Source organism: Cryobacterium sp. TMN-39-2 (assembly GCF_004402745.1).
Classification (GTDB): Bacteria; Actinomycetota; Actinomycetes; order Actinomycetales; family Microbacteriaceae; genus Cryobacterium; species Cryobacterium zongtaii.
In genome coordinates this window covers 170053-192128 of sequence record NZ_SOFX01000038.1, presented here as the reverse complement: position 1 = coordinate 192128, position 22076 = coordinate 170053, and the positions used below count along the sequence as shown (strand labels likewise).

Annotated in this window: 25 protein-coding genes; 13 read left to right on the top strand and 12 right to left on the bottom strand. The window is 69.3% G+C overall.

Annotated features, from left to right (window positions below; all coding sequences use genetic code 11):
- The first annotated feature begins 71 nt into the window (after nt 1-71).
- From E3O57_RS14870 to E3O57_RS14860, 3 genes are all read left to right on the top strand, one after another.
- The gene (locus E3O57_RS14870; protein ID WP_103478695.1) at nt 72-503 is read left to right on the top strand and encodes a DUF1801 domain-containing protein; all 432 of its coding nucleotides are present in this window, start codon (nt 72-74) and stop codon (nt 501-503) included.
- A 171-nt stretch (nt 504-674) separates the two neighbouring features.
- The gene (locus E3O57_RS14865; RefSeq protein WP_198416850.1) at nt 675-1139 is read left to right on the top strand and encodes a cytidine deaminase; all 465 of its coding nucleotides are present in this window, start codon (nt 675-677) and stop codon (nt 1137-1139) included.
- A 112-nt stretch (nt 1140-1251) separates the two neighbouring features.
- Nucleotides 1252-2670, top strand: coding sequence for an MFS transporter (locus E3O57_RS14860; protein ID WP_103478694.1), 1419 nt, complete (start codon nt 1252-1254; stop codon nt 2668-2670).
- A gap of 189 nt (nt 2671-2859) precedes the next feature.
- Here E3O57_RS14860 and E3O57_RS14855 read toward each other — a convergent pair whose 3' ends face one another.
- Both E3O57_RS14855 and E3O57_RS14850 read right to left on the bottom strand, forming a co-directional pair.
- On the bottom strand, nt 2860-3345 hold the full coding sequence (locus E3O57_RS14855) for an NUDIX domain-containing protein (RefSeq protein ID WP_103478693.1): 486 nt from the start codon (nt 3343-3345) through the stop codon (nt 2860-2862).
- An 11-nt stretch (nt 3346-3356) separates the two neighbouring features.
- Nucleotides 3357-4217 carry a PPK2 family polyphosphate kinase gene (locus E3O57_RS14850; protein ID WP_241990441.1) on the bottom strand — a complete coding sequence of 287 codons (861 nt, stop codon included), beginning with the start codon at nt 4215-4217 and terminating at the stop codon, nt 3357-3359.
- Nucleotides 4218-4413: 196 nt separating this feature from the next.
- On the opposite strand from E3O57_RS14850, the gene E3O57_RS14845 reads away from it, so the two are divergent.
- Both E3O57_RS14845 and E3O57_RS14840 read left to right on the top strand, forming a co-directional pair.
- The gene (locus E3O57_RS14845) at nt 4414-4620 is read left to right on the top strand and encodes a hypothetical protein (protein ID WP_103430071.1); all 207 of its coding nucleotides are present in this window, start codon (nt 4414-4416) and stop codon (nt 4618-4620) included.
- A gap of 27 nt (nt 4621-4647) precedes the next feature.
- Nucleotides 4648-4944, top strand: a complete 297-nt coding sequence (locus tag E3O57_RS14840) for a hypothetical protein (RefSeq protein ID WP_103478691.1) — start codon at nt 4648-4650, stop codon at nt 4942-4944.
- A gap of 41 nt (nt 4945-4985) precedes the next feature.
- On the opposite strand, the gene E3O57_RS14835 is transcribed toward E3O57_RS14840, so the two are convergent.
- Entirely contained in the window at nt 4986-5507 is a 522-nt protein-coding gene (locus tag E3O57_RS14835) for an HD domain-containing protein (RefSeq protein ID WP_103478690.1), read from the bottom strand.
- 308 nt (nt 5508-5815) lie between these two features.
- On the opposite strand from E3O57_RS14835, the gene E3O57_RS14830 reads away from it, so the two are divergent.
- Together E3O57_RS14830 and E3O57_RS14825 are read left to right on the top strand one after the other, a co-directional pair.
- Nucleotides 5816-6274 carry a VOC family protein gene (locus E3O57_RS14830; RefSeq protein ID WP_103478689.1) on the top strand — a complete coding sequence of 153 codons (459 nt, stop codon included), beginning with the start codon at nt 5816-5818 and terminating at the stop codon, nt 6272-6274.
- 83 nt (nt 6275-6357) lie between these two features.
- A complete protein-coding gene (locus E3O57_RS14825; protein WP_088456858.1) occupies nt 6358-6642 on the top strand; it encodes a hypothetical protein in 285 nt (94 codons plus the stop codon).
- A gap of 85 nt (nt 6643-6727) precedes the next feature.
- Here E3O57_RS14825 and E3O57_RS14820 read toward each other — a convergent pair whose 3' ends face one another.
- Complete coding sequence (locus E3O57_RS14820) at nt 6728-7318, bottom strand: dihydrofolate reductase family protein (RefSeq protein WP_103478688.1); 591 nt, start codon at nt 7316-7318, stop codon at nt 6728-6730.
- Between the two features lie 23 nt (nt 7319-7341).
- The gene (locus tag E3O57_RS14815) at nt 7342-9513 is read right to left on the bottom strand and encodes an elongation factor G-like protein EF-G2 (RefSeq protein ID WP_103478687.1); all 2172 of its coding nucleotides are present in this window, start codon (nt 9511-9513) and stop codon (nt 7342-7344) included.
- A 176-nt stretch (nt 9514-9689) separates the two neighbouring features.
- On the opposite strand from E3O57_RS14815, the gene E3O57_RS14810 reads away from it, so the two are divergent.
- Both E3O57_RS14810 and E3O57_RS14805 read left to right on the top strand, forming a co-directional pair.
- Nucleotides 9690-10022: an ATP-dependent DNA ligase gene (locus tag E3O57_RS14810; protein ID WP_103478686.1), complete on the top strand. Its 333-nt coding sequence runs from the start codon at nt 9690-9692 to the stop codon at nt 10020-10022.
- 47 nt (nt 10023-10069) lie between these two features.
- Nucleotides 10070-10543, top strand: a complete 474-nt coding sequence (locus E3O57_RS14805) for a DUF1294 domain-containing protein (protein WP_103478685.1) — start codon at nt 10070-10072, stop codon at nt 10541-10543.
- A gap of 28 nt (nt 10544-10571) precedes the next feature.
- Here the strand turns inward: E3O57_RS14805 and E3O57_RS14800 are convergent, their stop codons facing one another.
- The gene (locus E3O57_RS14800) at nt 10572-12044 is read right to left on the bottom strand and encodes a peptide MFS transporter (protein WP_103478684.1); all 1473 of its coding nucleotides are present in this window, start codon (nt 12042-12044) and stop codon (nt 10572-10574) included.
- 106 nt (nt 12045-12150) lie between these two features.
- Nucleotides 12151-14322 carry a hypothetical protein gene (locus E3O57_RS14795; RefSeq protein ID WP_103478683.1) on the bottom strand — a complete coding sequence of 724 codons (2172 nt, stop codon included), beginning with the start codon at nt 14320-14322 and terminating at the stop codon, nt 12151-12153.
- 162 nt (nt 14323-14484) lie between these two features.
- Between E3O57_RS14795 and E3O57_RS14790 the strand changes: the two genes are divergently transcribed.
- The 4 genes from E3O57_RS14790 (at nt 14485) to E3O57_RS14775 (ending at nt 17360) form a co-directional block, all read left to right on the top strand.
- Complete coding sequence (locus E3O57_RS14790) at nt 14485-14691, top strand: hypothetical protein (RefSeq protein WP_103461705.1); 207 nt, start codon at nt 14485-14487, stop codon at nt 14689-14691.
- An 87-nt stretch (nt 14692-14778) separates the two neighbouring features.
- On the top strand, nt 14779-15366 hold the full coding sequence (locus E3O57_RS14785; RefSeq protein WP_103461706.1) for a helix-turn-helix domain-containing protein: 588 nt from the start codon (nt 14779-14781) through the stop codon (nt 15364-15366).
- A gap of 11 nt (nt 15367-15377) precedes the next feature.
- Nucleotides 15378-16667, top strand: coding sequence for an MFS transporter (locus tag E3O57_RS14780; RefSeq protein WP_103478682.1), 1290 nt, complete (start codon nt 15378-15380; stop codon nt 16665-16667).
- Between the two features lie 333 nt (nt 16668-17000).
- The gene (locus E3O57_RS14775) at nt 17001-17360 is read left to right on the top strand and encodes a hypothetical protein (protein ID WP_103478681.1); all 360 of its coding nucleotides are present in this window, start codon (nt 17001-17003) and stop codon (nt 17358-17360) included.
- A gap of 119 nt (nt 17361-17479) precedes the next feature.
- Here E3O57_RS14775 and E3O57_RS14770 read toward each other — a convergent pair whose 3' ends face one another.
- The 5 genes from E3O57_RS14770 to E3O57_RS14750 all read right to left on the bottom strand — a co-directional run bounded on the left by E3O57_RS14770 (nt 17480) and on the right by E3O57_RS14750 (nt 22046).
- Nucleotides 17480-18055: a heme-binding protein gene (locus E3O57_RS14770; RefSeq protein ID WP_103478680.1), complete on the bottom strand. Its 576-nt coding sequence runs from the start codon at nt 18053-18055 to the stop codon at nt 17480-17482.
- 76 nt (nt 18056-18131) lie between these two features.
- The gene (putP, locus tag E3O57_RS14765) at nt 18132-19643 is read right to left on the bottom strand and encodes a sodium/proline symporter PutP (protein ID WP_103478679.1); all 1512 of its coding nucleotides are present in this window, start codon (nt 19641-19643) and stop codon (nt 18132-18134) included.
- Between the two features lie 148 nt (nt 19644-19791).
- Nucleotides 19792-21093 carry a glycosyltransferase gene (locus E3O57_RS14760; protein WP_103478678.1) on the bottom strand — a complete coding sequence of 434 codons (1302 nt, stop codon included), beginning with the start codon at nt 21091-21093 and terminating at the stop codon, nt 19792-19794.
- Nucleotides 21094-21143: 50 nt separating this feature from the next.
- Nucleotides 21144-21527: a PH domain-containing protein gene (locus E3O57_RS14755; RefSeq protein WP_088456872.1), complete on the bottom strand. Its 384-nt coding sequence runs from the start codon at nt 21525-21527 to the stop codon at nt 21144-21146.
- 117 nt (nt 21528-21644) lie between these two features.
- Nucleotides 21645-22046: a DUF2256 and DUF3253 domain-containing protein gene (locus E3O57_RS14750; protein WP_103478677.1), complete on the bottom strand. Its 402-nt coding sequence runs from the start codon at nt 22044-22046 to the stop codon at nt 21645-21647.
- Nucleotides 22047-22076 lie beyond the last annotated feature (30 nt).

Genomic DNA, 22076 nt, shown 5'->3' with positions numbered 1-22076 from the left:
CACGCTGACGCGGCGACAGCGCCGCCCCCTACGATCGAGACAGCACCCACCCCATCCCGAAGGAGATCACCATGGAGCTAACCGGTCGAGACGTCGACGAGTTCCTCGCGACCCTGGACGGCCCCTTTGTCGACTCGATGCGGGCCCTCGACGCCATCATCTCCGAGGTCTTCGCCGGGGTCACCCGCGAGCTGTGGGAGGGCGTCTTCTGGGGCGGCACCGAGCAGCAGATCATCGGCTACGGCCACACCGTGATCGCCCGGCCGGGCAAGCCCACCGTGGAGTGGTTCGTGGTGGGACTGGCCAGGCAGAAGAACCACCTCAGCGTGTACGTGAATGCGGCCGACGAGGACGGTTCCCTCGTTCAGCAGTACAAGGGCCGGCTCGGCAAGGTCAAGGTCAGCTCCGCCGCGATCACGTTCGCGTCGATCGACGCCCTCGAGCTGGACGCGTTCCGGGCCCTGCTCCAGGATGCCGCGCGGCTCACGCCCGACGCCACCTGAGCCAGCGCGCAGCCGCAACGCCTCGGCCCGGGCGTGGCCGCCGAGGTATGCGGGCGAGGCGCCGTTATGCGGGTGGCGCGCCACCCGCATAACGGCGCCTGACCCGCCTAACGCCCCGAAGGCCACGCCGGCCGCTCCTCCGCCGGACCCGTCCCTCCGTAGGATGAGCCCATGCCTGCAACCCCCGAACTCGAAACCCCGTCAGCGGATGACCGCGAACTCATCGAGCTCGCTCGTGCGACCATCGACGCCAACACGGATGCCGGCCCCGACGAGGACGGCGCCCACACCATGGGCGCGGCCGTCCGGGCCGCCGACGGCCGTATGTTCGCCGGCGTGAACCTGTTCCACTTCACCGGCGGTCCGTGCGCCGAGCTCGTCGCCCTGGGCACCGCCCGCGCCGGTGGTGCACGGGAAATCACGACGATAGTTGCCGTGGGCAATCACGGTCGCGGCGTGGTCGGCCCGTGCGGGCGGGACCGCCAGGTGCTCTTCGACTACCACCCCGGCATCCGGGTGTTACTGCCCACCGCCGAGGGGGTGCGGGTGGCCCGGATCGAGACCCTGATGCCGTTCGCCGCGACGTGGAGCCTGGCGGATGGCGTGCAGCCGTTCGACGACGACCGCCTCCGCTGACGCCGGGCAGTCCCCCGCTGCCCGAGTCGTCGGCAACTGTTGCCGATCCGCCCCCCGCCGGTGCTCCCGAGGGTGGCCGCGGAAGGCCCGACCGGCGGGAGAGAATTGCGGTATGACCCGATCGGCGACCCTCAACCGGCCCCTCGCCCTTCTCGTGGCCGCCACCCTCTTCATGGAGATCCTCGACGGCACCATCATCCAGACCGCCGCTCCGGCCATGGCCGTCGACCTCGGGGTGAACGCCGTCGACATCAACATCGCCATGACCGCGTACCTGCTCACCCTGGCGGTCGGGGTTCCGGTCAGCGGATGGCTGGCCGACCGGTTCGGCACCCGGCGCATCTTTGCGCTGGCCATCGTGATCTTCACCGTGGCCTCCGCCCTCTGCGCGCTGAGCACCTCGCTGCCGATGCTCGTCGCCATGCGGGTGCTGCAGGGTGTGGGCGGCGCGATGATGGTGCCGGTCGGGCGCCTCGCGGTGCTGCGCGCGATCGAGAAACGTGACCTGCTGGATGCGATGGCCTACCTCACCTGGCCGGCCCTGCTAGCGCCGGTGCTGGCGCCGGTGCTCGGCGGGGTGCTCGCCGACACCGTGGGCTGGCAGTGGATCTTCCTCGTCAACATCCCGATCGGTGTCGTCGCGTTCGTGGCGGCGCTCCGGCTGGTGCCGGCGAACGACCCTGTGCACCGGCACCGGCTGGACTGGGCCGGTTTCACCCTGGTGGGGGTGGCCCTGGCGGCGCTGGTCCTCGGCATGGAACAGGTCGGGGCGGCCCCGACGAACTGGTGGCTGGCCGGCGGGCTGCTCGCGCTGGCGGCCGGGGTGGGCGCGGGTGCGGTGTTGCGGTTGCGGCGGGCGGCGCATCCGCTGCTCGACCTGACCGCGCTGAGCATTCCCACGTTCCGGGTGGGCAATGTCGGCGGGCTGGTCTACCGGCTGCTGATCGGCGCCGCACCGTTCCTGTTCGTGTTGCTGTTCCAGACCGGATTCGGCTGGAGCGCCTCCCAAGCCGGGCTGCTCGTGATGGCGGTGTTCCTGGGCAACGTCGCCATCAAGCCGGCGACGAGCCCGCTGATTCGCCGGTTCGGCTTCCGCATCGTGATCGTGGGCAGCAACCTTTGCGGCGCCGTGGTGTTCGTGCTGTGCGCGTTCATCGACCCGGCCACCCCCATCGCCGTGATCGCGGTGCTGCTCTTCGCGAGCGGGGTATTCCGCTCGATCGGCTTCAGCGGCTACAACTCGGTGCAGTTCGCGGATGTGCCGGCGCCGCTCACCTCCGGCGCGAACACCCTCGCGTCCACCCTGCAGCAGGTGGCCGTGGGGCTCGGCATCGCCGTGGCCGCGCTCATCGTGCGGGCCACCACGGCCGGCGCGGTGTTGGTGGACCCCGGCGCGGACGAGCTCGGCTACCGCTGGGCGTTCGCGGTGCTGGCGGTGCTGCTCCTGCTGCCCGCGATCGAAGCCTGGCGGATGCCGGCCCACGCCGGCGCGGAGGTCGCCGCCCGGCGGACCCGGCTGGTGGCCCGCTGAAACCCCACGGTCCCTGATGCTCCGCGCCCCACCGACCGGAATTCGCGTTATGCGGGGTAGGCGCCGTTATGCGGGTGGCACGCCACCCGCATAACGGCGCCGTGCCCGCGCAGCACCCCGGAGCAGGCATCCGGCACCCGAACCACCCCTCCTGCGGCCGAGCCGACACCAGGCCCAGGGGCCGAACCGCTACCGAGCCAGCCGCCCCCGACTCCTCAGCAGCTCCACCAGGGCATCGAGAACCGGCACCTGCCCGCGCACCAGCTGCACCCGGGCCTGCTCCAGACCCACCCACCGGGCGTGGTCCACCTCGGGGAACGACCGCAACCGGCCGGACCCCTTCGGCCACTCCAGCTCAAACGTGTTGCTCACCACGATGTCGACCGCGAGGTCGGCCTCCGCCGCGAACACCGTCACCACCTTGCCCGACGGCTGCCGAAACTCACCCAGCTCGACATACTCCACCGCCGGTGCCGGCACCCCGATCTCCTCCTCGAACTCCCGCCGCGCAGCCGCGAACGGGTCTTCCCCGAGCCCGTACTCGCCCTTGGGGATCGACCAGGCCGCGGCATCCTTGCGCGCCCAGAACGGGCCGCCCATGTGCGCGATCCACACCTCGGGCTCCGCCGCATCCGTCAACCGATAGAGCAGGATGCCCGCGCTCAACACCACCATGGACCCACCCTTCAGGATGCGGCCAGCCTGGCCCGCTCGGCGGCCACGTCGAAGTCGGCGGGCGGCCAGGTGAGCACCATGTCGTTCAACGCCCTGAGCAGCAGCTCCCGAACCGCGAGGCGGGCGAACCATTTGCGGTCGGCGGGCACGACGTACCAGGGCGCGAACACCGTGGAGGTGCGCTCGAGCGCGGTCTGGTACGCCGCTTGGTAGCCGGGCCAGAGCATGCGCTCGTCGATGTCACCCGGGTTGAATTTCCAGTATTTGTCGGGCCGGTCGAGCCGCTCGAGCAGGCGCTTCTTCTGCTCGCCGGCGCTGATGTGCAGCATCACCTTGATCACGGTGGTGTCATCGTCGACGAGCTCCTGCTCGAAGGCGTTGATCAGGTCGTAGCGTTCCTCGATCTCCTCTGGCGACGCGAGCTGCCTGACCCGGCCGATCAACACGTCTTCGTAGTGCGACCGGTCGAAGACTCCGATCATGCCGGCGGTGGGCAGCTCTCGGCGGATGCGCCACAGAAAGTCGTGCCGCAGCTCAACCGGGGTGGGTGCCTTGAACGCCACGTGGCTGACGCCCTGGGGGTCGACAGCGCCCACCACGTGGCGCACGATACCGCCCTTACCGGAGGTGTCCATCCCTTGCAGGATGAGCAGGATCTTGCGCGGGTCGCCCTCCCGGCTGTTGGCGAAGAGCATCTCCTGCTGGTGCGAGAGTGCCTCAGCGGCGGCGACCCCGGCGGTCTGGGCATCCGTTTTGCTGCCGCTGAAGCCGGGCGTTGAGCCGGGATCGACGGTGCCGAGGACGAACCCGCGGGTGACCTTGAGCAGGTTGCTGGATGCGTCCGTCCAGGCGGAAGCGGATGTCGAGGCCACAGTGGCTCCCTTCGTCGGATGTTGCCATTCTGCTCCGACGGCTGCCGAAAACGGTGGATTCCGTGACGAATTGCCGGTTTCACGCCACTCATAGGTAGGGCGAGTCATCCGCTCGGCACCGTGGCCGGTCAGCTCGGCCGTACCCGGCCTGGGCTCGGACGCCTCGCCTCAGTCCCCAACCAGAAAGCAGGCCACCATGACCGCACTTCGTCTTCTCCTCGCCGCCGCCGTGGCCTTCGCGTTCTACCTCATCGGCGCCAAGGCCGGCCGAGGCCGGTACAAGCAGATCCGCCGCAACGCCAAGAAGGCGTGGAACGACCCGACCGTGAAGAAGGCCCGCGCCGGCACGAAGAAGCTCGCCCGCCGCAACACGAAGAAGATCACCAAGGCCGTTCACCGCTAAGCCAGCACCCCCTTCGAAAGGAATCTCATGACTGACAACACCGCACAGCAGGCCCACGACCTCGTCGAGGACACCGTCGCGAAGGCCGGCGAGCTCGCCGACCAGGCCCGCCACGCCGTCGACGACACCGTCGCCACCGCCACCGCGGCCCTGCGCGACATCGACACCACCGCAGCCATCGCCTCGGCACGGGAGTTCGCGACCGACACGTTCGGGAAGCTCTCCGACGCCTACAAGCGCAACCCCACCCTGGTCCTCACGCTCGGCTCCGTCGCCGTCGCCGCGGTGACCGGCCTCGGCGCCCTGCTCGCCAAGCGCCGGTAGTCGCGGAGCCGACCCGCGCGGGCGCTACCTGAGCGCAGCCGTCATCCCCTGTCGAGCACCGCCGCGAGCGTGGTGCCGAGCAGCCGGGCCGACTCCGTGTACTTGGCCGTGAGCCGCCGGCTCATCTCGGGCGGCAGCGCGGCCTGACGGACCGGGTTCGCGTTGTGGGCGAGGTCGGCGTGCTTCACGACCAGCGCCAGCGGGTCGGCGGCCACCCGGGCCATCGACTCGGCGAGCGGTTCGCCGGCCCGCTTGGTCAGCGCATCCACCGCCCGCACGACGGGCTCGTCAAAGCCCTGCGCGCGCAGGTCGTCGAGCGTGATGGGGGTGTCCTCCACGACGTCGTGCAGCACGGCCACGGTCTTCTCGGGCACGGTGTTGACCAGGCTCATCACGCCCAGTGGATGCTCGATGTAGGCCACCCCGAGCTTGTCGACCTGCCCGGCGTGCGCCGCCTGTGCCAGCGCGATGGCGGCCGCCAGGCTACCGGCCGCCTGGCTGCCCTGCCCGGCGGTGTCGTCCTGCTCGGGACCGGCGCCGGACGGCGCGGTGGTGTCTGTCATGGCAACTCCTCGAGGGCGATCAAAACTGAGTCACCTCGACGCTAGCGCACCCCGTGCCGGCCCGCGGTGCCGTCGGCGGTGCTCCTCGACGTACCGCACGCATGCCGTCGAGGCGCCGTCGGCGTGCCGTCGCTGTGCTCGTGGAGGTATGCGGGTCGGGCGCCGTTATGCGGGTGGCGCGCCACCCGCATAGCGGCGCCCGCCCCGCACAGCGCGCCGCCTTCGCGGCCACGCGTCACCCGGGCACCAAGGCCCTACGCTCGACGACCTACGCACGGCCGCCACCCAACGCGGCTACCATCCACAGCATGACCGAACCCACGAACCCCAACCCGGCCCCCGTCCGGCAGCTGCGCCTCGTCGTCGCGACCGAAGACTTCGATGCCGCCCTCGCCTTCTACCGCGACGTGCTCGGGCTTCCGGTGTCGGAGTCCTACGAGGGCGAGGGCGACGCCCGGGTCGTGATCCTCAGCGCCGGGATCGCCACCCTCGAGCTGTCCAATCCCGCCCAGGTGCGGCTGATCGATCGGGTCGAGGCCGACGGCCAGCCCAGCCATCGACTCCGCGTCGCGTTCGAGGTGGACGACACCGCGGCGACCACCGACCGGCTCGTTGACGCCGGCGCGATTCTCACCGCCACGCCCCGCGAAACCCCGTGGCGCTCGATCAACTCGCGAATGGATGCGCCGGCCGGCCTCCAGATCACCCTCTTCCAGGAGCTCGACGCCGGGGAACACCCCTCCGGCGACAGCGACGTCCCGGCCTAGGAGCGCCTCGCGCCGGCCGCATCCGCGCTCACCTGGGAGGGACGGGGATTGCCCTCATCACGATTGCGGATGAAACTGCCCGTGTGGATGACACCAACTGCCCTCACCCCCTCAGTAAGCGCGATGCTGCCGCTCTCGTCGGCGTGCTGGCCAACCTCGAAGGGCTGGTCTGGATGGCCGGCCTCGACGATCATTCGGTGCAGACCCTTCTGCACCGTCTCGCAAGCGACGGCATCGCCGCGCCACTGAGCGAGGGCGCCGACCCTCGTTACAACGTGCGCCAGGCGCTCAACGACCTTAACCAACAGCTGCGCTACGCCCTGGGCGAGTACGACAGCCCGCACAGCTCGGCGCCGGTGCCTCGCTGAGAGAATGCTGTTCGAGCGGGACTGGTCGCCGGGTGCGACAGGCTCAACCAACGGATGGGTCGAGCGCGCCACGGCGTTGCACGGCTCAGTGCACCACCCTGTAGACGACGTGGGTGACCAGCTCGTTCTCCACCGAGCTCACCTGTTCCAACCTCACGTCGTCCAGTCCCTCCAGCAAGGGCTCGCCGGTGCCCTGCACCACCTGCGCGATATGCAGCCGCAATTCGTCGATCAGCCCGGCCGCGAGGTACTGCCGCACAGTGGACGCACCGCCGGCGATGGCCACGCTCAGTTCCCCCGCCGCGGCACGCGCCTGCTCCAAGGCCGATTCGATGCCGTCGGTGACAAACGTGAACGTCGTGCCTCCCGCCATGACCAGCGGTGCCCGCGGATAGTGCGTCAGCACGAACACCGCCGCGTGGTGGGGCTCGTCGCCCCACCAGCCCGTCCACTCGTCGTCCCACTCCCCTCGGCCGGGACCGAACATGTTGCGGCCCATGATGTATGCACCCGCCTCCAGGATGGCCGCCAATTGGGCGGCATTCTCGGCAGGCTGCTCGAGCGCCCAGCGGTGCAGCCGCATTCCCCCTTCACCGAGCGGATTCTCCAGGCTCTGGTTGGGGCCGGCCGCGTAGCCGTCGGTGGAGACGGTGATATCGCAGGTCACTGGCGTCATGGTCGATCGCTCCGTTCGTTCGGTCACGCGCTCACGGCCGCCGGCACAACATTGTGCGGCACCGGGTCGTGCCGCAGGTAGCTGCGGCGGAAGAGACCGCTCCCCGCCGTCAAGGCCCGGAGCTCGATGGCATACCGTAGCAGCTCGGCATCCGGGATCTCGGCGCTGATCTCGGTGGGCTCATCACCCACCGAGGTGGTGCCGGTCATGTGGCCGCGGCGGGTGGACAGGTCGGTCATCACCGCACCGACGGAGGCGTCGGGCACGCTGATCGTGACCGCCGAGACCGGTTCGAGCAGCTGGATCCGGGCCTCCGCAGCGGCCTCCCGCAGCGCCAGCGCCCCGGCGGCCTGGAACGCCGCATCCGACGAATCGACGCTGTGCGTCTTGCCGCCCACCAGCGTCACCCGGATGTCCACAACGGGGAATCCGGCCGAGACGCCCTTCTCCATCTGCGCGCGAACGCCCTTCTCCACCGACCCGATGTAGTGCCCGGGGACCACGCCGCCGACGATCTTGTTCACGAACTCGAACCCCGCCCCGCGCTCCCGTGGTTCGACCTCGATCTCGCAGATGGCGTATTGGCCGTGGCCGCCGGACTGTTTCACGTACCTCCCCCGGGCGCCGGCCGGCGTGGCGAAGGTCTCCCGCAGCGGCGTGATCACGTCGACGGTCTCCAGCTTCACGCCCTGGCTGCGCAGCCGGTCCAGCACGACCTCGGCGTGCGCCTCGCCCATGCACCACAGCACCAGCTGGTGGGTCTCAGCGTTGCGCTCCACCCGCAGGGTCGGGTCGACGGCCACGATCTTGCCGAGATTCTTGGCCAGCGCATCGTCATCGCTGCGCGCCGCGCCGTGCACCGCCACCGGCATCAGCGGCTCCGGCATCTCCCACGCCTCGACCAGCAACGGCGCCTCCCGGTCGGACACGGTGTCCCCGGTCTCCGCGTCGGTCAGCCGGGTCAGCGCGCAGATGTCTCCCGCCACGCAATACGGCACCGGTCGCAGGATGGCGCCCAGCGGGGACTGCAGGTGGGTGACCCGTTCGTCACTGTCGTGGTCCTGATGGCCCCGGTCGGTGAGGCCATGGCCGCCGATGTGCACGATGGTGTCCTCCCGCAGCGTGCCGGAGAAGATGCGGACCAGGCAGACTCGGCCCAGAAACGAATCGATGGTGGTGCGCACGACCTCGCCCACCAGCGGCCCGTCCGGATCGCAGGTCAGCGGCCCCACCGGTCGGCCGTCCAGGTCCGTCACCGACGGCAGGGCACGCTCCATCGGCGAGGGGAACGCGCCGGTCAGCAGCTCCAGCAGTTCCGTCATGCCCACCCCGGTCTCGGCGGAGGTCGCCAGCACCGGATAGAAGCTGCCGCGCACCACGGCGATCTCCAGGTCGGCGGTGAGGGTGTGCAGGTCGATCTGGGCGCCGCCGAGATAGCGGTCCATCAGGGTTTCGTCTTCGCTCTCGGTGATGATCCCCTCGATCAGGGTGGCCCGGGCCGGCTCCGCGTCAGCGCGTTCGGCCTCGGTGGCCGGCCGTTGGGTGGGCCCGGCGGTGCCCGCGCCGGAGTCCGAGACCGTGCCGGAGAGCAACCCCAGCAGCCCGGTGATGCTCCCGTCGGTGCGGATCGGCACGGCCAGCGGCAACACGGCGCCGAAGTTCTCCTGGCACGCCGCCAGCACCGCCTCGTACGCCGCCCGCGGGTGATCGATCCGGTTGATCACCACCGCCCGGGGCATCCCGATGCGCTCGCACTCCGCCCAGAGAGCGGTGGTGGCCGCGTCGACACCGTCAACGGCCGAGACCACGAACAGCGCCGCATCCGCTGCCCGCAGCCCGGCACGCAGGTCGCCGACAAAATCGGCGTAGCCCGGGGTGTCGAGCAGGTTCACCTTCACCTCGCCGACCGTCAGCGGCAGCACCGACAGCGCCACGGATCGTTGCTGGTGGATCTCGGACGGGTCCGAGTCGCTCACCGTGCTGCCGCCCTCGATCGTGCCCATCCGGGTGAGGGCACCGGTGGCCGCGAGCAGCGCTTCGGCGAGCAGGGTCTTACCGGCGCCGGACCGACCGACTAGGGCGACGTTGCGGATTTTCTCCGGCCGATCTGCCGGAGGGCCCGACGACGTCGCGGCCTTGCGTTGTTCCGCGCCGCCCCGGCCCGTCCCCTTCGACGCATCCTGTTTTCCCGACATGAGCAACTCCCGACGTCGTCGTCCCAACTTTTCCTCACCGCTGCATCCAATTGACACCCAGACCTCACCAAACGGCAAGGGCCGACCGGCACGCTACCCCCTGTGCGCAACCCCCCAGCGATCCCGGCCTGCCAGGCATAGGGTCTCGCCAAGCACACCGTGAGGGAGGTCATCTGATGGGACATCTGGTCTACGACTCGAGCCTCAGAATCGACTTCAACGATCGGATGCTCGCCCATCTTCAGGTTGCCTTCGCGGTGAAGCTGCACTCGAACGAGAGTTTCCAGTTCTCCTGGCGACAGGACAGAGATGGCGACGGCGGTCGAGGTTCGATCTGGATCCACCCCCACATTTCGATCCTCTACAGGTTCACCGATCGACTGAAGCCAACGCTCAATCCCCGCTGGATCGAAGCGCTCGTTCGCTCCGCCGACACGCCAGAGGGCATGTCCGCCCTGCCCGAACCGAGCGCGCTCAGCACGGCTGCGGTTCCGCCCGCCGCACCATGACACGCTGAGCGGGGCCATGGTGGCTCGGCGCCCGTTACGCTCGAGCCATGGGTTCCCGAACTGAGCAGTCCACGCGGGTGCGCCCGACCGGGCAACGGATGCCGTCCTCGTCGCGTCGCACCCCCGCCCGGCGCACATCCCGCGCCGCACGGTACCTCCCGATCCTGGTCTTCGTGGCCGGCTACCTCGTCGTGCACCTGCTCTGGCCGATCCCCGTATGGGTGGCCGGCCTCTACCTCGTCGCCAGCATCGTCTGCTTCGCCGTCTACGCGGCCGACAAGTCTGCGGCCACTAAGGGGCGCTGGCGGGTGTCGGAGAAGACGCTGCTGCTGCTCGGCGTCGTCGGCGGCTGGCCGGGCGCCATCGTCGCCCAGCAGACGCTGCGGCACAAGACCCAGAAGGCCAGCTTCCGGTCCGCCTTCTGGGCAACAGTATTTCTGAACCTGCTTGCCTTCGCGGTGTTCGCGACGCCCGTGTTCGACCTCCTGGCCGAGTGGACCCAGCGAACCCTGTCCCTCTAGCGTCGAGTCTCAGCCGGAATGCGCGAGGTTAGCGCACCCCGCCCATCAGCCGCAGGATCGGCCGGGCGAACAGCGCCAGGATAATCCCGAGCACAATGGCGATGCCACCGAGCACCCCGAAGTACAGGTGTTCGGGGGCCACCGCGTACCACTCGGCCAGCAGACCGGAGATGGCGGTGCCGAGGGCGACCGACAGGAAGAACAGCGCGACCATCTGGGTCTTGAACAGTTCGGGCGCGAGCTTCGTGGAGACGGACAGCCCGACGGGTGACAGCAGCAGTTCCGCGACGGTGAAGACCAGCAGGATGCCGACCATTGCCAGCAACGGGGTCGAGTTGGCCGCGCCCCCGGCGAACGGCAGGAAGAAAAGGAACCCCACGCCCATGATCGCTGTGCCGAAGGCGAATTTCACCGGCGTGGACGGCTGCTTCGAGCCCCACTTGGTCCACAGCGCAGCGAACACACCCGACAGCACGATGATGAAGACCGGGTTGATCGACTGCACCCACGACACCGGCATCTCCCAGCCGAAGAACACGCGGTCAAGCCGCAGGTCCGAGTAGAGCGTCACGACGGTGAACTGCTGCTGGTAGAGCGACCAGAACGCCACACTCGCCACGAACAGCGGGATGAACGCGTACACGCGCTTCCGTTCCACCGTGGTGATGTTCCGGTTGGTGAGAATCACGACGAAGTACGACACGGATGCGACGATCGTCACGCCGATGACGATGGTCACCAGGTTCGAGGCGGTGATGATCCCCATGAGCACCAGCACCACGATGAGCACGATGAACGCGGCCGCGATCATCGCGTACGGCAGGTACTTGCTGCGCGGCAGCGGGTCGGGCACCTCGCGGGAGGAGTCGGGCAGGCGCTTGCGCCCGAACGAGTACTGGGTCAGACCGATCGCCATTCCCACGGCGGCCAGACCGAATCCGTAGTGGAAGCCGATGGTTGACTGCAGCAGTCCGGTGAGGATCGGGCCGAAGAACGCGCCCAGGTTGATGCCGAGGTAGAACAAGGAGAAACCGGCGTCGCGGCGGGGATCGTCCTTGCGGTACAGCGTGCCGACCACGGAGGTCGCGTTGGCCTTGAGACCACCGCTGCCGAACGCGATCAGGATCAGGCCGACGATGACTCCGGCGACGCCCGGGATCAGGGCCAGGGCGATGTGCCCGACCATGATGACGACCGCACTGACGTAGAGCACCCGTTCGGAACCGGCCAGCCGGTCGGCGATCCAGGCGCCCAGGATGGTGGAGAGGTAAACCGCTCCGCCGTACGCCCCGACGATGCCCGCGGCCGTGGCCTGCGGGATATCGAGGCCGCCCTCCGCCGCCGAGTAGTACAAATAGAGCAGCAGGATGCCCTGCATCCCGTAGAACGAGAAGCGTTCCCACATCTCGACACCGAAAATGCTGGCCAGCGCCCGAGGCTGACCAAAGAACCGATGGTCGTCCTGTGGGGTGCCTGCCGCTGACTCCGCAATGTTTGTCATTGTTCCGACGATACTACGGAGGCGGAACTCCGAATACCGTGGGTCGGCTGACGCGGGCGGCATAGGCTATGGCGCTCCGCGGCATCCGTGATGTCGAATTCGCGAGTCATCGAGCCTCGAACCACACCTGGGTGAACCCGCCGGCGGCGATGAACACCGTGCCGCCGCGCTTGTCGCCTTTGCCCTTGCGCGCGTCGGGGATCGGCTGGCCGGCGGCGTCGAAGGCCTGCTGCACCAGCTGCTGCCCGCGCGGCACGTCGATGCGGCGCTTCGTGTCAGCGACGTCGGCGCTCACGAACAGCGTCGAGTAGCCGTCCGGCCCGGTCACCGCGACCGTGGAGATCAGCGGCTGGATCAGCAGCGCGTCCAGCTGCACCGAAGCATCCGTCGTGCCGACGACCTCGCTGGCCTTGCCCGGCAGGGTGTTGGCCAGTGGCAGCGGCAGTAGCTGGCCGGGCACCTCGGTGACGCCTTGCTCGCCGGCGCCGCCGTTGGCTGTGCTGCCCAACAGCGGGGCCTTGCCCTTGCCCGGCCGCTTGCTGCCGACGGTCCACGTGGTCGTGCCAGCGGGGTCGACGACCTGGTTCACGATCGGGTGCACCCGGCGCGCCTGGTCGTCGGTCGGGACGGTGATGCGCAGGGTGCCTCCCGCCGCCAGGTCCACGTAGGCGCCGCCGGACCAGTTGGCCTCACCGGTCCAGGCCGAGGCCGGGGTGGTCACGGTGCCGCCGGTGATCGTCCCGGACTCGGCCTCCACCACACTGAGCCCGTCGGTGGCCACCGTGGCGGTGATTCCCAGGGCCGCGGCCTTGAGGTCGGGGTTGGCGTCCAGGGTGAGCATCGAGAACAGCGCGTGGATGGTCGACTCGGCGCCGGAGTTGGGGTTCACCCCGCCGTCCGGCTCGATGCCGTCGATGGCGGTGCCCGTGGCCGGGTCGTACGCCGGCAGGCCACTGGGGTTCGCGCCGAAGTACCAGCCGGCGGTGATCGCGGCGAGGTTCAGCAGCCCGGGGGCATCGGCGGCCTCAGCGGTGGCCACCAGGCTCTGCAGCCGGGAATCGACGCCGTAGGCGATCTGCGCCTCGCCGGGGGTCGGCGACCAGGCGTTGTCAGGTCCGCCCGCGGCGAGCAGCTGCGGGGTGAACTGTGCGGTGTCCTGAACCGCGGCCGCGAGCAGGGTCGGGTCGTCGAGCACCCCGGATGCCGTTGCCACGGCCGCCGGGGCCAGCCCGCCCCAGGCGTGCCACAGGCTGGGCGACTTCGTCCACGGCATGATCGCGCCGAAAGGCCAGTCGCCGCTGGCGCCCTCATCCGTCGACATCGCCGCGATGCCCTCGCTCAGCTGGCTGAGCGCGGTTTCGGCCACGGCCACGGTGGGGCCGGCGGGCTCGGCCTGCAGGTAGGCGGCGAGGCCGAGCACGGCCTCGGCCGACGCATCCGCGCCGTCGGCGATCAGCCAGGCCGGCACCGGGTCGCCGTCGGCGACGTCGTAGCTGGGGTAGTCGCCGAGCGACCCGGCGTTGAGCGCGGCCAGGCTGAGGTTGAGCCGCTCCTCGAGGAACGCGGCGAACTCCGGGTCATCGTCGGCGAACGCGGCGTAGCCCTCGCCGAGCGCCCACACCATGCGGGCCAGCCAGTAGGACTCGTCCGAGTCGCTCGGGTCGGGCAGCTCGACGGGCTTGGCGCTGGGGTTCAGGGTGCCGTCCACCTGCTGCCAGAGCACCACGTTGCCGGCGTTGGGTCCCTCGGTGGTCTGCAAGTAGGTGAGCGAGCGCAGGGTCTGGAAGGCGTGGTCCCGGCTCGTCGTGTCGCCGGTCTGTTGCCAATGCCGCAGGTACACCACGGCGGCGCGGGAGGTGTCGTCGGCGTTGAACGCGCCCTGGCTGTAGTAGCCGGTGGCCGAGTCGAAAACACCGCCGCCGATCGGGCTGTAACTGCCGTCGTCGTTCTTGTCGGCATAGGTCCAGGGTGCCTCGACCACCGGGTTCTCCGCGGCCTGGTAGGTGGTGTGCCCGGCGATCACCGGCAGGGGCACCTCGGCGAGCAGGAAGTTGAGGTGGCTGAGGTTGGTGAGCGGGGCGGATGCTTCGGCGGCCGGGAGAGCCGCCGGGGTGCTTTTTGCGGTGGTGCCGGTAGTGGTGGTGGCCGCCGACGCTGGCACGGCGGCCAGGGCGCCGGTGCCGACGAGGGCGACCGACAGGGTGGCGGCCAGGGCGAAACGGCCCGGCCGTGAGTGAGCGGATGAACAGGAGCTTGATCGAACATCGTTGTACGTCATTCGTCAACTAAACCGGTTAAGTTCCGTCGCGTCAAGAGTTATCCTCAGTTCTCTCCACAGGTCCGTCCGGCCTCCACCTGCGAAATCCAGGGCGTTGTGCCCCCGCGCGCGGCGGACGAGACTGGCGCGTATCACTGGCATCGACCCGGAAAGAAGGCCGCCATGACTGCCGTTCTCGTCATCATCGCCGCACTGATCGCCCTCGTCGGTTACGCCTTCGGCACCAAGGCCGGCCGGAGTCGATACGAGAAGGTTGAGCGTGGCGCCCGGAAAGTCTGGAACGGGCCGGAGGCCAAGAAGGGTCGCGCCCACCTGCAGAAGCTGGCCAAACACAACGCGAAGAAGATCGACAAGGCGCTGCACCACTAGACGCTCCCCCAGGGGGCAGCTGCGGTCCCCAGCCGGAATGCACAACGAGTGTTGCGCAATGATCGTTGTTCTTATATCGTCGGGGGCATGACTCCCCGCGATACCCGCCGAACCACGCTCACGTCGGCCGCCTCGATGCGGGTGCTCGCGCATCCGACCCGCCTGCGTCTGCTGGGATTGCTGCGCGAACTCGGACCGCAGACCGCGGCGCAGCTCGGCGACATCGTGGACGAGGCCCCGGGCACCATCAGCTACCACCTCGGCAAGCTGGCCTCCATCGCGTTGATCGAGCCCGCCGAGGCGCAGAGCAGCGACCAGCGCGAACACTGGTGGCAGGCCACCACCGCGCTCACCAGCTGGGAGCCCGCCGATCTGCTCGACGATCCCGACCAGCTCGCCGCCTCGGCGAGCCTGCAGAAGTCGATCGCCCAGGCCTACGCCGCCCGGTACACCGACTACATCGACGCAACACCGAACCTCCCCCGCGACTGGGTCGGCGCCGCCGCCAGCGGTGACCGCAGCCTGCGCCTGACCGTCGAGGAGCTCACCGCCATGCGCGCCGAACTCGAGGCGCTCGTGGACCGCTGGGTCGAGACCGGGGCCGCCCACGACCCCGCCGGCAGCGACGGCGCCGAACCCGTGGTGCTGGTCTACCAGGCCTACCGCCGCCCCTGACCGGCCCACCGATGACCACACCCACCACGGAGGCGCGCCCCCGCGACCGCCGCGCCACCGGTTCCCTCACCGCGCTGCTCACCGCACACGCCATCTCCCAAACGGGCAACGTCGTGACCGCGTTCGCCATCCCCTTTTACGTGCTCGGCCTCGGCGGCTCCGGGGTCGAGGTGGGCGTCGCCGCGTTCTTCGCCACCGCCCCGGTCGTGATCGGCGGAGCGCTCGGAGGGGTCGTCGTCGACAGGGTCGGCCACCGCCGCGCGGCCATCGTCGCCGACCTGGTCAGCGGAGCGACCGTGCTGACCATCCCGGTGCTCGCCCTCACCGTCGGCCTGCCGTTCTGGGCACTCCTCTTATTGGTGTTCGCCGGGGGCCTGCTGGACACCCCCGGGCAGACCGCCCGGCGGGTGATGCTGCCGAGCCTCACCGCCCGGGCAGGAGTACGCCTCGAGCAGAGCGTCGGCCTGCTCGACGGCTCGGAACGCTTCGCGAGGCTGATCGGCGCCTCCATCGCCGGACTGCTCGTCGCGCTGGTGGGGCCGATGGCGGCCCTGTTCGTCAACGCCGCCACCTTCGCGGTCTCGGCGCTGCTCACCTGGGCGTTCGTGGCCGTTCTGCCTGCCGACTCCCTCAAGCCCGCGGCCGTCGACCGCTCCGACGCGCCCCGAACCAGCTACTGGGCCGACCTCGCCGAGGGATTCCGGTTTGTCATCCACGACCCGCTGATGCGGCTGATTGTGGGCCTGGTTCTCATCACGAACCTGTTCGACGCGGCCCGCGGTGCGACCCTGCTGCCCCTCTACGCGAACGATCGCCTGGGCGGCGCGGCCGTGCTGGGTCTGCTGGTGGCGGTCATGGGCGGATGCGCCCTGGTCGGCAACGTCGTCTTCGGTTTCGTCGCCCACCGCGTTCCTCGCCGGCTGACCTTTGCGGCGTGCTTCGCCCTGGCCGGCGGGCCCTCGAGCGCAGCCTTCGCCCTCGGCGCTCCACTGCCCGTGCTCGTCGCCATGACCGCGCTGTCCGGCCTGGCCGCCGGGGCGATCAACCCGATCCTGGGCACCGTGGAGCTCGAACGTGTTCCCCCGCACATGCGCGGCCGGGTGTTCGGCATGATCAACGCCGGCGCCTGGGCGGGGGTGCCGTTCGGCGCCCTGCTCGGCGGTATCGCCGCCGACACCATCGGCCTCGCGGCATCCTTCGGCATCATCGCCGTCGCCTACACTCTCGTCACGCTGAGCCCGCTCACCGGTGGCGCCTGGCGCGAGATGGAGCGGCAGCCGGCGCCGACGACCGACACCTGATCCACCGCGGCCGTCCGCGGCTGCCCGCGGCTGCCCTGAGGTCGCGCCAGCGGCGCTATGCGGGTGCAGCGCCGCTATGCGGGTGGCGCGCCACCCGCATACCGGCGCCTTGCCCGCACAACGACATCGAGCCAGCCCAGGCCGTCCCCGAGCTCGCGCGTTGGCCCAACCACGTCGTTGATCTGCATCGGCCCAGCCCACCTGACCCCCGGCACGATCGCCGCCGCGCTGGGGTTCGTGCCGACCGGACGTCCTCGACAGTCGCCCAGGTGGGCCATCCTAGGCTGGGCCCATGCAGAGTAACGCCGTCTTCGTGCCCCGGGACCAGAGCTGGTGATCGCCGACAGCCAGGCGACACGCAGCCGTCGACTATTCGTCACCGGGGTCGTCCTGATCGACCTGATCGCAGTCGCCATCGCCTTCTGGCCGGTGCTTGTTCTCGGCTTGGGGCTCCAAGCGATCGGCGACGCCAACGGCTGGTGGCTGGGCGATCCCAATTCGAACGATAGCGAAGAGGTCTTCGCCACCATCGTCGGAGCGGTCGGTCTGCTGATCGTGCTGGTGGCGGCGGCGGTTCCAGTGGCACTTCTCGCGCGGCGGCAGCGGCAACCGGTGTTCCGCTCAACCGCGCGCAACACGCTCTACCTTCTGGGCGTCTGCCTCGTGGTCGGCATCCTGCTCGTCATCTTCTGACGGGGGCCGCTGAGACTGAGGGACGAACGATTAAGAGGAGATAGGTCGCAAAATAGGATGCTGCGCCCGATTGCATCCTAATAGAGTCACTGTTTCCTTTTTTGGAGGTGCCGGCTGGCTCAGGATGCGTTGACGTTGATCAGCACCTCGTTGCGCCGCAGGAACGCGGGCTTGAACGGTGGATCGTAGCGGGCGAATCGCGGCTGACCAACCGGGGTGAGCCCGGCGGCCGAGATGGCCTGCCGCAGTTCGTCGAGGTGCCGCGTGTAGCTGTCCTGGGTCCAGCGTCCGCGGTAACGGATGACGGCCACGAGTGCCTCAGGCACGGCACGCAGGTGCACCTCGGGGTTGGTCGGGCGCGGGGCGGTGTCGATGGTGAGGCTGGCTGGCAGAACGAAGGCCACCCGGTAGCCACCGTCCGCGGCATCACCGGCATCGACAGGCTGCTGCACCACCGGGGCGGTCATAGCAATCCGCGATCCGGCGGCATCCTGCACCACCGGCGCCGTCATCGCCACCTTGGTGCGGGAGACGTTCTCTCCGCTGATGTAGGCGAACAGAGAACGGAAGGCCCGGTTGCCGGCCTCGTCGAACGGCCCACCGACCACGATTTCGGCCAGCACATGGCCGGGATAGCGGCGCACCTCGAAGTCGTCGTAGCTCTGCACACGGTCGTAGGGCTGCTTTTCGGTCACACGCCCACGCTACAACGCACCCCGCCCGCGACCATGATCGGTCGGGGCGGGGTGCGAACGGAAGCAGTGCCGAGAACTAGACGGCGGCCGGAGCAGCTTCCGGCTTCGTGTAATTGTGGTGGGCCTGCGCCACGGCTTCGTCGAACTCCGCCTCAATCTCGATCGACGGCTTGTAGGTGGCCAGCGAGACCACCACTGTCACCAGCAGGCTCGCGAGGAAGCCCGGCACGATCTCATACATCGTGGCGCTCAGCTCGGAGTTGCCCCAGATGAACACGACCACGGCACCGGTGACCATGCCCGCCAGGGCACCCCAGGTGGAGAGCTTCTTCCAATACAGCGAGAGCAGCACCACGGGGCCGAACGCCGCACCGAAGCCGGCCCAGGCAAAGCCGACCAGTTCCAGGATGGTCGAATCCCGGTTCAGTGCGATCAGCCCGGCGACGAGGGCCACCAGCAGCACGCCCAGACGGCCGAGCATGACCAGCTGCTTGGGCGTCGCATCCTTTTTGCCCACGATCTTGTACAGGTCCTCGACCAGCGCCGAGGAGCAGACGATCAGCTGCGACGAGATGGTGCTCATGATCGCGGCCAGCACCGCCGCCAGCACCAGACCGGCGACGAACGGGTGGAACAGTATCTGCGAGAGCAGCAGGAACACCGTTTCCGGGTTGTCCAGGGTGACGTCGGGGTTCTGCTGGAAGTAGGCGATGCCGATCAGCGCCGTGGCCAGGGCGCCGAGGGCGGTGAGAATCATCCAGCCGATGCCGATCCGGCGGCCGGCCTTGGCGTCCTGCGGGCTGCGCAGCGCCATGAACCGCACGAGGATGTGCGGCTGGCCGACGTAGCCCAGGCCCCACGCGGCGGCAGAGATGACGCCGAGCACGGATCCGCCGGCGGTCAGCGAGAGCAGGTCGGGGTTGACCTCGCGGATGGAGTCGATGGTGGCGCCGATGCCGCCGGTGGCGGAGAGGGCCACCACGGGCACCACGATCAGGGCGGCGAGCATCAGCAGGCCCTGCGCGACGTCGGTGAGGGTGGCACCGAGGAAGCCGCCGAAGAGCGTGTAGAGCAGCGTGACGCCGGCGACGATGAGCATCCCGGCCAGGAAGGTGGAGCCGAACGAGTTCTCGAAGAACACCCCGCCGGCGACCATGCCGGAGGACACGTAGAACGTGAAGAACACCAGGATGATCACACCGGAGACCACGCGCAGCAGACGCGAGGTGTCCTTGAGCCGGTTCTCGAAGAAGCTCGGGATGGTGATGGAGTTGTTGGACACATGGGTGTACGAGCGCAGCCGCGGGGCCACGAACTTCCAGTTCAGCCAGGCGCCGATGGTGAGGCCGATCGCGATCCACGCCTCCACCAGACCGGACACGTAGATGGCGCCGGGCAGGCCGAGCAGCAGCCAACCGGACATGTCGGATGCGCCGGCGCTGAGCGCCGCGGTGCCGGGCTTCAGGCCGCGGCCGGCGAGCATGTAGTCGTCCAGATCCTTCGTTTGCCGAAAGGCAAACCAGCCGATCGCGAGCATCCCGGCGAAGTACAGCACAATCGCCGCCAACTGAAAAGTTTGATCCGTCATTGGAGTTCCTTTTGTTCGGATGCCCGGCCTGCGGGCACTCGGATGCCGCAAGCGGGCACGAGAAGTCGTCAAGTTTCACACACAAACGAGTTTCTGTGAAGTCGCACAGCCCGAACGGCGTCGCCAACGGGGCCGTTCACCGGCTCGGTTACGACCCGGAGGGAGTGGTCCGTCCGGGCGCCGGTATCAGGGTCTCGAGCTCGTCGATCAGGGTGGTGCCGGCGGCGTCGTGTCGGATCGCCTGGCCCAGCGCCTCGGCGGCCTTTCGGTAGTCGTCGGTGCCGAGCACCGTGGTCACACCCCGGGCGATGCGCTGTGCCGGTGCGCGCCGCGACACCGCCACTCCGGCGCCGCGAGCCGTGACCCGGGCGGCGTTGTCGGCCTGGTCGCGGCCGTGGTGCAGGATCACCAGGGGCAGTCCCGCCGCGAGCGCCTTGATGACAGTGCCGTGGCCACCGTGGGTGACGACGAGGCTGGCGTGGCGCATCACCTCGCGGTGCGGCGCCGAATCCACCACCGTGACATTCGCCGGCGCGCGGAGCGCGTCGGCGGGAACCGTGGGCCCCGTGGTCACCAGGCCCCGCACGGGCAGGCTGCCGAGCGCGTCGACGACCCGTTGCAGGCAGTCCACCTGATTCTGGAACGTGGAGGACATCGCGACCAGGACCAGCGGATTGTCACCGGCCGGCGCGGTCCATTCCTCCTCGGCCGCCCAGGCCGGATCGTCCAGGATCGGCCCCACATAGCGGGCGTTGTGCGGCAGCGTCGCCGGAAAGTCGAACGCCCGGGAGGTGAGCACGAGCTGACGTCGGGCGTGATGGATCTGGTCCCACATGTGCGCGACCGGGCCGAGACCGTAGTCGGCCCGCACCGCGTTGATCTTCTCCAGCGCGTACCGGTCGATCATCCGGGCGCCCAGGGCGGTCATGGTCTCATCCCGCAGTCGCCCGAGCGGTCCGTGCACGGGTGACAGGCCGGACCCGAACGGCGGCATGCCCGTGGCCGGCAACGGGTAGGAGTTGGGGAGCAGCACGTCGAACGGGCATCCGAGGGCCTCGGCGGCGATCATGGCGCCGAGCGCAAAGGAGGAGGTGACCAGCAGATCCGGCCGCACGGCGTCCAAAGCGACCGTCGTGTCCCGGGCCTGGGCCGGCGCCGGACCGGTGAACATGTAGTCGGCGATCCCCCGGGCGAGGCTCGTCGGGGTGCGCAGCTCATAGTCGCGGAACGCCTCGGCCGGGCTCCACAGGCAGGGCACGAACATCGCGCCGGTGCTGCGCACCTGGTCCGCCAGCGACTCGTCCGCGAGCACGGTGACCCGGTGCCCCCGGTCGACCAGCCGGCGTGCGACACCGAGCTCGGGAGGAACGGTGCCACCGCCGTCGGTGAGGGCGAACAGGTAGGTGCGCGGTGTGACGGTGGTCTCGGAGGTCGACGCGACGCCGGTCATGCCGGTGATAGTACGCCGATTGCCGGTTCCGGCGCCGACCGCGCCGGTTTCTAGACGACCGCCAGCTCAGCGCCGAGCACGGCATGGGTGATGAGGCGGTCCAGCGCTCGCACGTCGACGGCCTTGCCCACCTTGATCTTGATGTGACCGGCCCGCGTCCACAACTCGATTTCCCCGTTCATGTCGAGCGAGCCGGCGTTCTCCGACGACCACATGTTCACGCTGGAGTACGGCAGCGAGTACATCTCGACCTTCTTGCCGGTGATCCCCTGAGCATCCCGCACGATAAGACGCTTGGTCGTGAACACCGCGCTGTCCCGGAACGTCTTGTACGCGGCGACCGCCTTCTCCCCCGGAACAAGCATGGGTTCAACGTCGGCCGGGATCGGAACCTCGGAGACAAAAGTCCAGGCGGTGATTGCAGCGGTATCCATGGGAGTCCTTTGGGTCAGGTTCACCGCGTCTGAACGGATGCGGCACGGCCAATCTATTGCTCGTCGGCCACGAGCTCGGGCAGCGGCAGACCCCCATAGCGGGGCTTCGCAAGCGCCCTACCGCGGTCGCCGCAACCGGATCGGCCCCTTCGCTGTCGACGGATCCACCACGGAACCACCCTGCGTGATCTGCAGTGCTCCGCGGGCGACCATCCGCCGGGCGGCCCGCCGGGCCGGCTCCATGAGGTCGCGCCACTCCTCGCCGCCGATGGCCCGCGCCGCGTCGGACGGACAGATCGTGGCATCCTGCGCCCGCGCATCCAGCAACGTCACGATGGTCTCCTCCAGCCGGAGGTCGGTCGAGTTGATGCCGTGTGAGCGGCACGCGGCGGAGCAGTATTTCACCGCATCCCAGTTGTCAGCCCACTTGGCGCGCCACTCGATGCGCCGTCCACACGAGGCGCAGGTCTTGTCTGCCCGATCATCGGGAGAGGCGGGGGTGCGTTGACGGTGGGCCATGCCTTCTATCCTGCGGGATTCCTGCCCTGA

Bases quoted from the DNA above. Each gene is read 5' to 3' on its own strand.
- E3O57_RS14815 (WP_103478687.1), bottom strand. From the start codon at position 9,513: ATGTCGGGAAAACAGGATGCGTCGAAGGGGACGGGCCGGGGCGGCGCG.
- putP (WP_103478679.1), bottom strand. From the start codon at position 19,643: ATGACGGATCAAACTTTTCAGTTGGCGGCGATTGTGCTGTACTTCGCC.
- E3O57_RS14835 (WP_103478690.1), bottom strand. From the start codon at position 5,507: ATGACAGACACCACCGCGCCGTCCGGCGCCGGTCCCGAGCAGGACGAC.
- E3O57_RS14810 (WP_103478686.1), top strand. From the start codon at position 9,690: ATGGGACATCTGGTCTACGACTCGAGCCTCAGAATCGACTTCAACGAT.
- E3O57_RS14800 (WP_103478684.1), bottom strand. From the start codon at position 12,044: ATGACAAACATTGCGGAGTCAGCGGCAGGCACCCCACAGGACGACCAT.
- E3O57_RS14820 (WP_103478688.1), bottom strand. From the start codon at position 7,318: ATGACGCCAGTGACCTGCGATATCACCGTCTCCACCGACGGCTACGCG.
- E3O57_RS14755 (WP_088456872.1), bottom strand. From the start codon at position 21,527: ATGGATACCGCTGCAATCACCGCCTGGACTTTTGTCTCCGAGGTTCCG.
- E3O57_RS14750 (WP_103478677.1), bottom strand. From the start codon at position 22,046: ATGGCCCACCGTCAACGCACCCCCGCCTCTCCCGATGATCGGGCAGAC.
- E3O57_RS14855 (WP_103478693.1), bottom strand. From the start codon at position 3,345: ATGGTGGTGTTGAGCGCGGGCATCCTGCTCTATCGGTTGACGGATGCG.
- E3O57_RS14805 (WP_103478685.1), top strand. From the start codon at position 10,070: ATGGGTTCCCGAACTGAGCAGTCCACGCGGGTGCGCCCGACCGGGCAA.
- E3O57_RS14790 (WP_103461705.1), top strand. From the start codon at position 14,485: ATGACTGCCGTTCTCGTCATCATCGCCGCACTGATCGCCCTCGTCGGT.
- E3O57_RS14865 (WP_198416850.1), top strand. From the start codon at position 675: ATGCCTGCAACCCCCGAACTCGAAACCCCGTCAGCGGATGACCGCGAA.
- E3O57_RS14845 (WP_103430071.1), top strand. From the start codon at position 4,414: ATGACCGCACTTCGTCTTCTCCTCGCCGCCGCCGTGGCCTTCGCGTTC.
- E3O57_RS14860 (WP_103478694.1), top strand. From the start codon at position 1,252: ATGACCCGATCGGCGACCCTCAACCGGCCCCTCGCCCTTCTCGTGGCC.
- E3O57_RS14870 (WP_103478695.1), top strand. From the start codon at position 72: ATGGAGCTAACCGGTCGAGACGTCGACGAGTTCCTCGCGACCCTGGAC.
- E3O57_RS14760 (WP_103478678.1), bottom strand. From the start codon at position 21,093: ATGACCGGCGTCGCGTCGACCTCCGAGACCACCGTCACACCGCGCACC.
- E3O57_RS14780 (WP_103478682.1), top strand. From the start codon at position 15,378: ATGACCACACCCACCACGGAGGCGCGCCCCCGCGACCGCCGCGCCACC.
- E3O57_RS14830 (WP_103478689.1), top strand. From the start codon at position 5,816: ATGACCGAACCCACGAACCCCAACCCGGCCCCCGTCCGGCAGCTGCGC.
- E3O57_RS14795 (WP_103478683.1), bottom strand. From the start codon at position 14,322: ATGACGTACAACGATGTTCGATCAAGCTCCTGTTCATCCGCTCACTCA.
- E3O57_RS14840 (WP_103478691.1), top strand. From the start codon at position 4,648: ATGACTGACAACACCGCACAGCAGGCCCACGACCTCGTCGAGGACACC.
- E3O57_RS14785 (WP_103461706.1), top strand. From the start codon at position 14,779: ATGACTCCCCGCGATACCCGCCGAACCACGCTCACGTCGGCCGCCTCG.